The sequence below is a fragment of the Candidatus Infernicultor aquiphilus genome, from assembly GCF_002784285.1.
Taxonomy (GTDB): Bacteria; Atribacterota; Phoenicimicrobiia; order Phoenicimicrobiales; family Phoenicimicrobiaceae; genus Infernicultor; species Infernicultor aquiphilus.
The window spans coordinates 903-9,709 of the sequence record NZ_PFKO01000340.1 but is presented as its reverse complement, the minus strand read 5'-3'; the positions used below and the strand labels follow the sequence as shown (position 1 = coordinate 9,709).

Annotated in this window: 8 protein-coding genes; 2 read left to right on the top strand and 6 right to left on the bottom strand. The window is 36.8% G+C overall.

Annotated features, from left to right (window positions below):
- Positions 1–78 precede the first annotated feature (78 nt).
- Both COZ07_RS09525 and COZ07_RS09520 read left to right on the top strand, forming a co-directional pair.
- Positions 79–1,125 (top strand): glycoside hydrolase family 130 protein, encoded by a 1,047-nt coding sequence (locus COZ07_RS09525; RefSeq protein ID WP_406608330.1) that lies wholly within the window; start codon positions 79–81, stop codon positions 1,123–1,125.
- Between the two features lie 18 nt (positions 1,126–1,143).
- On the top strand, positions 1,144–1,644 hold the full coding sequence (locus tag COZ07_RS09520; RefSeq protein ID WP_406608329.1) for a metallophosphoesterase: 501 nt from the start codon (positions 1,144–1,146) through the stop codon (positions 1,642–1,644).
- Between the two features lie 202 nt (positions 1,645–1,846).
- Here COZ07_RS09520 and COZ07_RS09515 read toward each other — a convergent pair whose 3' ends face one another.
- From COZ07_RS09515 to COZ07_RS09490, 6 genes are all read right to left on the bottom strand, one after another.
- The gene (locus COZ07_RS09515; protein WP_406608328.1) at positions 1,847–4,570 is read right to left on the bottom strand and encodes a UPF0182 family protein; all 2,724 of its coding nucleotides are present in this window, start codon (positions 4,568–4,570) and stop codon (positions 1,847–1,849) included.
- A 134-nt stretch (positions 4,571–4,704) separates the two neighbouring features.
- Positions 4,705–5,697: a P1 family peptidase gene (locus COZ07_RS09510; protein ID WP_406608327.1), complete on the bottom strand. Its 993-nt coding sequence runs from the start codon at positions 5,695–5,697 to the stop codon at positions 4,705–4,707.
- Between the two features lie 41 nt (positions 5,698–5,738).
- Positions 5,739–6,287 carry a nucleotidyl transferase AbiEii/AbiGii toxin family protein gene (locus tag COZ07_RS09505; RefSeq protein WP_406608326.1) on the bottom strand — a complete coding sequence of 183 codons (549 nt, stop codon included), beginning with the start codon at positions 6,285–6,287 and terminating at the stop codon, positions 5,739–5,741.
- Complete coding sequence (locus COZ07_RS09500) at positions 6,268–6,477, bottom strand: hypothetical protein (RefSeq protein ID WP_406608325.1); 210 nt, start codon at positions 6,475–6,477, stop codon at positions 6,268–6,270. The genes COZ07_RS09505 and COZ07_RS09500 overlap by 20 nt, the downstream gene beginning before the upstream one ends.
- Positions 6,478–6,617: 140 nt before the next feature.
- A complete protein-coding gene (locus COZ07_RS09495) occupies positions 6,618–7,568 on the bottom strand; it encodes an aldo/keto reductase (protein WP_406608324.1) in 951 nt (316 codons plus the stop codon).
- Positions 7,569–7,636: 68 nt separating this feature from the next.
- On the bottom strand, positions 7,637–8,807 hold a 1,171-nt coding region (locus tag COZ07_RS09490), incomplete at its 5' end, for a transketolase family protein (protein WP_406608323.1).

Sequence of the window (8,807 nt, the reverse complement as noted above, 5' to 3'; positions counted from 1 at the left end):
ATTATTAAGTGAATTAAAAGTCGAGGATAAATTTACATCTATTGATTTATTCGATAATTATATAATAGGACAATAAATATGAATATAATTAGATCAGAGAAAAATCCAATAATAACACCAGAGGACGTAAAGCCATCAAGGCCTGATTTCAAGGTGGTTGGTGTTTTTAACTGTGGTGTTACCAGGTTCAATGGAGAAATATTACTTCTGATGAGAGTTGCTGAAATGCCAATTAATAACAACCCAAAAAAAGAACTTGTACCTATGATAGACCTGAAAACAGATAAAATTGTGGTAAAGGAATTTAACAAGGCTGATTCTTCAATAGATTTCTCGGACTCCAGATTTGTTAGGACACCTACCGACCAATACCTTACATCTATTTCCCATTTAAGGATCGCTAGGGGCAAAAATGGTATTGACTTTAAGATAGATAAAAAGCCAGCCATATTTCCTGAAAGCAAATATGAGAGATTTGGCATAGAAGATCCAAGGATAACCCAGATTAATGGAAGATACTATATAAATTATAGTGCAATATCCGATATAACCGGGGTTACTACCTGTCTAACCTCCACGACTGATTTTGTTACATTTACTAGACACGGTGTAATTTTTATGCCTGATAATAAGGACGTTGCAATTTTCCCTGAAAAGATAAAAGGTAGATATTATGCCTTGAATCGTCCCGTATCTGCCGAATATAGGGTAAGAAATATATGGATATCCGAGTCACCAGATCTTGTTTACTGGGGTAATCATCTGAAATTAATGAGCGCAAGAGAAAAATACTGGGACGACGGAAGTATAGGCTGCAGTGGTGTTCCATTCAAGATAGAAGAAGGTTGGATGGAAATATACCACGGATCGTCAAAGATTAACAGGTACTGTCTTGGGGCAGTACTATTGGATGCTAATGAACCCTGGAAGGTTATAGCGAGAAGCGAAAAACCAATAATTGAGCCTGAAATGGATTATGAATTACATGGTTTCTTTGGTAATGTGATTTTTAATTGTGGGAATTTATATGAAGAAGGTAAGGTAAAAATATACTATGGCGCGGCTGACACTTGTATTGCATACGCAGAGGTCAAATTGAAGGATATTCTTTATCAATTAAAATAGTTTAGAGGTAATAACAAAATGAAGATTGGAATAATCGCTGATACCCATGATAACTTACCTCAGATAAAAAAAGCGGTGGAAATTTTCAACCAAGAAAAAGTTGAACTGGTTCTGCATGCTGGTGATTTTGTCTCCCCCTTTACTTGCTTAGAATTTAAAAATTTAAACTGCCCTCTAAAAGGAGTCTTTGGGAATAATGATGGAGATAAAATTTACTTACAAGAAAAATTTAAAGGAATTGGAGAACTTTTTCCTGAACCATATCAGACGAACATAAACCATAAAAACATAATTATGCTGCACCTAGAAAAACTAATAGACGACCTTGCAGAGAGCCAAAAATATGAGGTAATCATTTATGGTCATACTCATCGTACCGATTTGCGTAAAATTGGAAAGACCCTTATCGTAAATCCAGGAGAATGCGGGGGCTGGCTTAGCGGAAAAAGCACTATTGCCTTGTTGGATCTGGAAAATTTAGAAGCAAAAATTATAAATCTAGCGTATAAAATGCAGTAATTATGTAATATGTAATTAGTAAAAGAGCGGTGCGAATAAATCCGCTCCCCAACTTTAATACTACTAATAGTTTAGTTTAATCGAATATTAAGTAGGGGCGTATTGCAATACGCCCCTACAATAACTGAAAACTGTAAACCAAGTAACTACTCAACTAACCTGACTAGCAGATCGGTAAACTGGTTAATTGGCCAACTAAATATTATTCTCTTGTACTCATCTCTTCTAATAAATTCAAAGTATTTTCTAATTTCTTTAATTCTTCTCCGTATTTTGCCCAATCACCTTCACGGGCAAATCCTTGAGCATTCTCAAAATACCCTGCTGCTTCTTGGACCAAATCTTTAAGATTTTTTTCTTCATCGGTTACTACGGCTTCTTTTTCTTTAAAAGTTCGAGCAAATAGCTTCTCTAAGGCCTCTTCCAGATTATTTCCCATCATTACATCAGAGCCATTGGAGACAATTACTTTCTTTAGTTCTGGTATTTGGCCTTTTTCAGCTCTCAAATATAATGGCTCAACATAAATAATTGATTTTTCTATAGGAATTATCAGTAGATTTCCCCTGATAACCGTGGAACCCTTCTGTCCCCACAAGGTCAGTTGCTGAGAAATCTCCGAATCCTGGTCAATTCGTGCCTCAATTTGCATCGGTCCATAAATAAGTTTTTCTTTAGGAAATTTATAGACGATTAAATTCCCATATTCCGGCTGATCATTTTTGGCGGCCAGCCAGGCAATCATATTATCCTTGGCAGAGGGAGTAAAAGGAGTCATCAGGATAAACTCTTCTCTCTGGTGCCCCGGAAGCTTAGTTACAATATAATAAGGTTCCACTTTAATTTCATTTTCGGCATAAATTTCATTAGGTATATTCCAATAATCTTCTTTATTATAAAATACATCTGCATCCAACATATGATAGGTGGAATAAAGTTCTGCTTGTATCTGGAAAAGATCTTTAGGATAACGAAGATGTTCCTTTAAATCATCGGGCATCTGGTCAAAATTCTTAAATAGTTGAGGAAAGATATTTTGATACACTTTAACTAAAGGATCTTTCTGATCTACTATATAAAAATTCATAGTACCATTATAAGCATCAATTATTACCTTAACAGAGTTTCTGATGTAATTTAAATATCCCTTAAAAGGAGTAGAATAGGGGTAATTATTAGATATAGTATAAGCATCTTGTATCCAGAACAGTTTTCCTTCTTTAGAAATCACTATATAAGGGTCGTTATCATAACTCAGAAAAGGAGCTACTTTTTTGACCCTCTCCTGAATATTACGATAGATCATAATTCGGCTCTCTGGAGTAAAATTGGTAGTGAGTAAAATCTGTAAATTAGAATATTTTATAGAAAACAGAATCCTTCTCCATAGAGATGAAACCGGCACACCACCATTACCGGTATAGGTGCTGTAGACATTCTCATCTCCTTTTGGATAATCAAATTCTTTAGCTTTAGTTTTAACCACCACATAACCTTTAGTTATCTCTCCATAATAAATTTCTGGTCTAGTAATAGTAATATTTACACTGGAGACCGGGGGAATATCTTTAATCAACAGTTCGGGAAGGCCTTCTCCGCTAATCTTATTAACCGGATTTACCACTACCCCGTAACCATGAGTATAAGTTAATACCTCATTTACCCAAGTCCTGGCCTTTTCTGGTATCTTATCTTTATCTAATTCCCGGGGAGAGATTATCACCTGTTGATAAGTTCCGTTAAAATAATAACGGTCTACATCTACACTATAAAAATCATAATATAGTCTGATAGCCTGAATTTGCTTTAAAGTCTGTTGTATAGGGCTCCAATCCCAGAGTCGGATATTTCCAATCGTCTCTTTGTTTTTCTCAATATCTTCGAAACTTATCTCTTCCTTTACCGGGAATTCCTCCTCTTTAATCTTATCTAAACCATATGCTATCCGGGTGGCCTCAATATTATTTAATATATAAGGTCTCTCCTTGGTGCTCTCATTAGGCAAGACTACCGCCCGATGTATAATCTCCGGATAGATTCCTCCTAACAAGATAGAGACACCAATCAAAACCGCCAATCCCAAAACTGGTATTTTCCAATTTTCTTTCCTTGCAGTTGCAAAAAATAGTGCTGCGCAAATCAAAGCTACAACCATTAAAACTCTCAAGGCTAAAAGATCGGCGTGGATTGCTGTATAACCCGCTCCAAAAATTACCCCTCGAGTAGAGTAGAGAATCTTAAAGGCATTTAACCAATACTGCCAGGACTTTAAAATTAATATTAAGCCGATAAGCAAAGACAGGTGTACCTTAACTGGAGTTTCAATAATAAGTTTTTTATATTCATATTTCACCGCTTTTTTAAGAATATAAATAGCACCTACTACAACAGTAATAATGGTAAGAGCAAAAGATAGCCAGTTCCTGACGAATTCCCAGAAAGGAAGACTGAACATATAAAATCCGATATCTCGATTAAAGACCGGGTCGGTTATTCCAAATGAAGTCCTATTTAAATAAATCAGAATCTTCTCCCAGTTGGCACCTTCGGAGAATCCCATAAAGAGCGCTACAAGCAGGGAAAACCAGAAAACGAGTCTTTTGTTTACCTTAATATTTTGCAGACTCTTATATAATTGAATCTCTGGTCTTTCAAACTCATCCTGGCTTATCTCCACCTGAAAATCAGGTGCAAAACGTCGGGCAAAAGAAAGATTTAAAAAAGACAATATAAAAAAGAAAGCTGCGAAAAATAGCATAACTACCCCTTTAGTGAGCAGAATTTTCCAAAAAACGGTAATATATTGCACTGATTTAAACCAAATCAGGTCAATATAAATTGAAGCAATCCCCATCACTACTATTAAGCCTAATAGGATTAAGCCAATAATTGTCCATTTTATATTTTTCGTTTTATTAGCCATCATTTACCTCCCCTTTATTAATTTATTTAAATTATAACACTCTCCATGCAAATATTCCAATAATCTTTAAAAGGTAAAAAAAAGTGCCAGGCACCTTTTTTTACCTTTATGACAAATTTAGTGCCTGGCACCTTTTTTTACCTTTTTTGTAAGTCCTTATAACTTAAAAGACCATAGAGCGATTCGGTACTTTTTACTGCTTTTACTATCGCCCGAGCCATAACTTCTGCTGCAATAGCCCCTACCACATTTGCTCCTCCTTCTACTTCGCCAGTAGCCATACAGAAGATAGTATCCCCGTCAAACATAGTGTGAGCAGGACTGATAGTTCGTGCATAGCCATCCTGAGCCATCATCGCTGCCTTGGTCGCACCGGCCTTGGTCAGCTTTGCATTGGTAGCTATTACTCCTATAGTAGTATTGGTTGGAAAACTACTCCCACTTCTTTGGGGAAAATTTTTTAAGAAGGACATAGTATTAGCGAATTCCTTTTTGTTTTCAGTTAAAACTCCGGCAATAATCTCTCCGCTTTCCGGATCAATCACATCTCCAAGGCAATTTACTGCCACTATTGCTCCTACTATCAGTTCTTGAGACTTAAAACTGGCTGTGCCCAGACCGCTTTTCATACAGCGAAATCCCCCAAATATTTTTCCTACTGTAGCCCCAGTCCCAGCTCCTACATTGCCCTGTCTGACCTCCTCTTCACTCGCATTTAGACAAGCATCATATCCCATCCTGGCATCAGGTCTTATCCTATAATCACCTACCCCTAAGTCAAAGAGAACTGCTCCGGGGACGATAGGAACTTTAGTCAGCACCACATCAAGGCCTATTCCCTTTTCTTCTAAATATTTCATTACCCCGGTAGCTCCGTCAAGTCCAAAGGCACTTCCTCCACTAAGATAGATGGCATGAGCTTTATCTACTAAATTAACTGGGTTAAGAAGATCTGTTTCCCGAGTTCCAGGAGCTCCTCCCCGTACATCAACTCCGGCTGTTGCGCCTTTCTCACATATAACTACAGTACATCCAGTTCCAGCTTTTAGATTTTGGCTGTGCCCTACCTTTATCCCCGGTACATCTATAATGGCATCCTGTAAAACTTTTGTATTTTCCTTATTTTCCATCTCTGGTGCTCCTTATCTTTTAGATTATTTTATCTGAAGTTTTATCTAATTTCCTTAACTATCTTCTGAAATACCTTTAAAAATTTTTCATTTAATGATTTATCAAACTCTTCTAACCATCTTACAATATATTTGGTATCGTAATCTGAATTTTTTAAAATAATTGATCTTACATCTTCAATATCTCTCGCTCTGCCAGCAATTATCTTATGAATAACCACATCTTCAAGGGAGGCGAACTTAACTACAGTATTGCCAAATTTTATATCAGGTGCTCTTTTAATCGCTTGTTTTTCATACCGAGAAAAAGAAAAAATAAAATCAACCCGGATGCCTGTTTTCTCATCAATTGCCAGTAATACCATGGTTTTTTGGACAAAACCTTCGTTAACAAGAGCTTTTAGATTAAGCTTCTGAATAATACTATTAATATCTTTTAGTCCGTCAATCCCTATACCCAAAGTGATATCAATATCTTTGGTTAGTCTTGGTTCTCCATAGAGAAGAACCGCCTGACCCCCTATAACCATATAAGGAATATTATGAGTATTTAATTCATTGGCTATTTTTTTAAGAAGTTTTTTGAACATAGTTCACCACCATAGCAATTTTTGCATCAATACCCCATCCATTAAGTGGATCTTTCATAGGGATTACCCCTAAGGCTCGTGCTTCCTTATACATTGCATCCATTATCTGAAAGTTTTTTATTAAATTTACTTTCTCTTTTTTTATCAGTTCTTCTTCAAACTTTTGTACTATTTTACTATTTTTTATCATTTTGGTATCCTCATCGTTTCTTTATAGTTTAATTTACTCAAAAATTAATAATGAGTGTTCCTTTTATCAGCTAATAATATTAGCCTCAATCTAATCTTTTGCTTAAAACTTAGTAATAAAAATTATTTGGTTTGAAATATTTAAATTAATCTAATAGCAAACTCAGGACATACTGGGTTACAATACCCACACAAAATGCATAACTTATGATCCACCACTGCTTTTCCATTTTCTAAAGACAAGGCATTATTAGGACAAGTTTTAACACAGGTGCCACAACCTTTACAAAAAGTGGAAATAAATAATCTCTTGCTGGGTTTGATTTTTTGAGTGAATAACCCTTTAGGAATTTCTTCATCATTAAATATTTTTAAGTTTAGTTCCAATTCTTCCGAACTAACCATACCGACCGCCAGGGAACTGATGCCTTTAATATTTCTTACAAAATTAAAAGCCTCTTCTAATTGATTAATTAAATGTCCTCCGCCTAAGGCCTTCATAGCATATAGGCCTTTTCCTGCCTTATGCGCCTCTGATATTGCTTTAATCATATCAATAACACTACCGCCTACAATACCAATACCAATTTTGTTAATGATAGGAAATATAATATCGATTTCTTTAATTTCTGCGGCTCGTCTAACTACTTCTACTGCATGAGTTGAAATTCCGATGGCCCGAAGAACTCCCTTTGCTTTATAATCCTGTAAACATTGTAATGCCCCTGCTCTTTCTTCGAAGACTGAAGGGGTAACTCTGGCGGCATGTAAAAGAAAAATGTCTATATAGGTCCGACCTAAAAACGCCAAGGCATCTTTTATACTTTGTTCCATTTCTTGGTATGTTTTGGCACCAGATTTAGTAGCAATAATCACTTCCTCATTATAGCCTTCCAAAGCTTTCTTAATATAGGGATAAGTTTTATAACCTTCTGCGGTATCAATGAAATTAATACCCTTTTCCAGGGCAGTACGAATAAGTTTTGCTCCCTTTTCTACAGAAATATTTGCCTGTAAAGGCCCTATAGGTAAGGCACCAAAACACAACTCAGTTACCATAATTCCTGTTTTTCCTAAAGAATATTTTTTCATATTTTTAAATCCCCTTCTTTTAAAGTTAAATAAAAAGTAAACTTTTGATGGTAATAGGAAGATAATTTTTATCTCGATTTTTTATCATACAATTCCTTTGCCCTTTGGGCAATATGTTCTGCCGTTAGACCAAACACTTTGGTCAACTCCCAGGGTTCTCCAGATTCACCAAACCTATCCTCTACTCCGATCATATCCATTAACAGAGGGGTAGAATATTTTTTATTCTGGGCTATCACTCCGGCGATGATATTTCCAAAACCACCTACCTGATGTTCTTCGATGCTAATTATCAGATTAGTATCTTCGGCTGCTTTTAGGATAGCTTTCTTATCGATTGGTTTTAGAGTGTGAATATTTAAGATTCGACTTTCCAGATTATATTCTTCTTTTAAGATATAAGCTGCCCGCATCGCCTCAGCGACCATTGGTCCACAGGCAATCAGGGCGAGATCTTCTCTTTCTGAGGTATAATCAGGAGAGAGTTTAGTCTGGAAGGCCTCCATAAAGTTTTTCTTTTCGCTTCGGTATCTTATTACATTAGCCAGACCAAATTGATAGGGAGTATCGGAAGTAGTGACTAGGGGAGTAGCCTCCCGGGCATATCGGACCACAGCTGGCCCGTGGATAGAAGCTATGGCCTGGGTAGCTTTTTCGGTCTCTATGGCATCACAAGGGATAGCCAGGTGCATATTGGGAAGATAATAGAGGTTGCTAATATCTTCTAAAGCCTGATGGGTAGCTCCATCTTCTCCTACTGAGATGCCGGCATGGGCATCGGCTATTTTTACATTATAGTTATTGTAACAGACGGTAGTGCGAAGCTGATCCCAATTTCTGCCGGTAACAAAGACTCCGTAAGAACCAATAAAGGGGATCTTCCCTTCTTTAGCCAGACCGGAGGCTACCAGAGTCATGTTGGCCTCGGCAATCCCTATTTCGAAAAATCGGTTCTTTCTCTCCGGATGGGAAGCATAGAATTTATCCATCCGGATAGATGCGGTTATATCTGCCCCTAAGGCTACTACCTTCTTATCTTTACCTAATTCTTCTATCGCCCGACCAAAACCATTACGGGTAGGCTCCATCTGGACCTGCATCAAAGAGTTCGCATTCCACCAGTAAGGACGAGAAAATTTAGGCAGGGAGGCTTCTACCTTTTGGTCTATTTCTTTTTGGTAATCAGAGGCTATCTTGAAGAGGTGGTCTACTTTTTCTGGGTTAAATTGGGGATCTCCA

Bases quoted from the DNA above. Each gene is read 5' to 3' on its own strand.
- COZ07_RS09525 (WP_406608330.1), top strand. From the start codon at position 79: ATGAATATAATTAGATCAGAGAAAAATCCAATAATAACACCAGAGGAC.
- COZ07_RS09520 (WP_406608329.1), top strand. From the start codon at position 1,144: ATGAAGATTGGAATAATCGCTGATACCCATGATAACTTACCTCAGATA.
- COZ07_RS09515 (WP_406608328.1), bottom strand. From the start codon at position 4,570: ATGATGGCTAATAAAACGAAAAATATAAAATGGACAATTATTGGCTTA.
- COZ07_RS09510 (WP_406608327.1), bottom strand. From the start codon at position 5,697: ATGGAAAATAAGGAAAATACAAAAGTTTTACAGGATGCCATTATAGAT.
- COZ07_RS09505 (WP_406608326.1), bottom strand. From the start codon at position 6,287: ATGTTCAAAAAACTTCTTAAAAAAATAGCCAATGAATTAAATACTCAT.
- COZ07_RS09500 (WP_406608325.1), bottom strand. From the start codon at position 6,477: ATGATAAAAAATAGTAAAATAGTACAAAAGTTTGAAGAAGAACTGATA.
- COZ07_RS09495 (WP_406608324.1), bottom strand. From the start codon at position 7,568: ATGAAAAAATATTCTTTAGGAAAAACAGGAATTATGGTAACTGAGTTG.